The sequence below is a fragment of the Streptomyces sp. NRRL WC-3549 genome (genome assembly GCF_000721935.1).
Lineage (GTDB): Bacteria > Actinomycetota > Actinomycetes > Streptomycetales > Streptomycetaceae > Streptomyces.
In genome coordinates, this window is the sequence record NZ_KL585462.1 from 17274 (window position 1) to 18706 (window position 1433).

Consider the following 1433-nt stretch of genomic DNA (forward strand, 5'->3'; position numbering starts at 1 on the left):
TCGAAGAGGTTGGTGTCCGGGGCGGCGAGGTGCCGGCCGCCGAGGACCTTGCCGATCGACTCGGACAGGTGGTCCCGGATCAGTTCGACGTTGTGCTCCGGGTCGGCGGGGTCGAAGTGGACGATCAGCCGGTCTCCGGCCGTTGCCGCCTCGTTCCGGGCACCCTGACCGCCGGGCTCCACCCAGTGCCGGCGCCGCTCGAAGCGGTGGGTGGGCAGGGGCACCCGGCGGATGGCCCGGCCGGTGTGCACGGCCGTGAAGTCGAGGTCGGCACCGAGCACCCACGCGTCGGCTGCGAGGGTGAGCAGGTGGGTGAGGCCCCCGGGTTCGCCGTCCGGCGGGGTGAGGGGAAGCGCGTGCCGGCCCGTGCCGTCGAGCAGCGCGTCCGGGGAGGCCGTCGCGTTTGCCGGGCCGGTCCAGACGGCGGGGCCTCCTGCCTCGTCCTCGGTCATCCAGCGGCCGGTACGCGGTGACACGACGGGCAGCCTGGGCGGGGCGACGCGGTGGGGAGCGGTGCCGCCGGCGAGGGCCAGGGCGTCGGCGAGCGGCAGGGCCTCGGCGAGGGCCGCGGCCGTGGCGAGGCCGGTGCCGGTGGCGGCGAGGCCGGCCGGCGTGACGCCCCAGGCGGTGAGGGCGGTGGCGAGGGCGTACTCGTGGCAGCAGGCGGCGACCGCCCCGTCCTCGGCCAGGAGTGCCTCGGCCTCACCGGGGCGCCCGAGCGCGGCGGCGCAGGCGCCGGCGGCGCCCCGGTATGCGGGCACCGACGCGTACAGCTCGGCCGCGTCGGCCGGGTCGGCACCTGTGCCGGTCAGGACGAGGACGGGGGCGCTCGGCTCGCGTCCGCTCACGCCACGGCGGATGCGCTCCCCGTTGCCGAGGGCGAGCGCCATGGCCGCGGAGCGGGTGCTGCCGGCGACCAGGGCCAGGCGGTGGCTGTGGGCGCGGCGGCCGAGGCCCAGGGTCTGGGCGACGGCGGCCGGGTCCAGGCCGGGGTGCGCCCGCAGATGGCGCGCCAGGGCGGCGGCGGCCTGTTCGAGGGCGTCATCGGAGCGGGCGGAGAGGACCAGCAGCTCCGGCCGGCTCTCGTGCGGGGCCTGACCGCGGGCCGGGCCCTCCTCGAGGACTACGTGGGCGTTCGTCCCACCGATGCCGAAGGAGCTGACGCCGGCGCGCAGCGGACCCGACTCGCTCTTCCACTCCGTCTTCTCGGTATTGACGAAGAACGGGCCGGCGTCGAAGTCGATGTCCGGGTTGGGTTCGGTGAAGTGCAGGCTGGGCACCAGGGTCCGGTGCTCCAGCATCAGCGCGGTCTTGATCAGGCCCGCCATGCCGGCGGCCGTGTCCAGGTGCCCGATGTTCGTCTTCACCGAGCCGAGCGCGCAGTACCCGGAACGGTCGGTGCCGTCGCGGAATGCCTCGGTGAGCGCGGCGAC

The 1433-nt window shown here is 76.2% G+C and carries 1 protein-coding gene; it reads right to left on the reverse strand.

Annotation, left to right across the window (positions count from 1 at the left end; all coding sequences use genetic code 11):
• On the reverse strand, positions 1 to 1433 hold a 1433-nt coding region (locus tag IH13_RS0136035), incomplete at both ends, for a ketoacyl-synthetase C-terminal extension domain-containing protein (protein WP_031091366.1).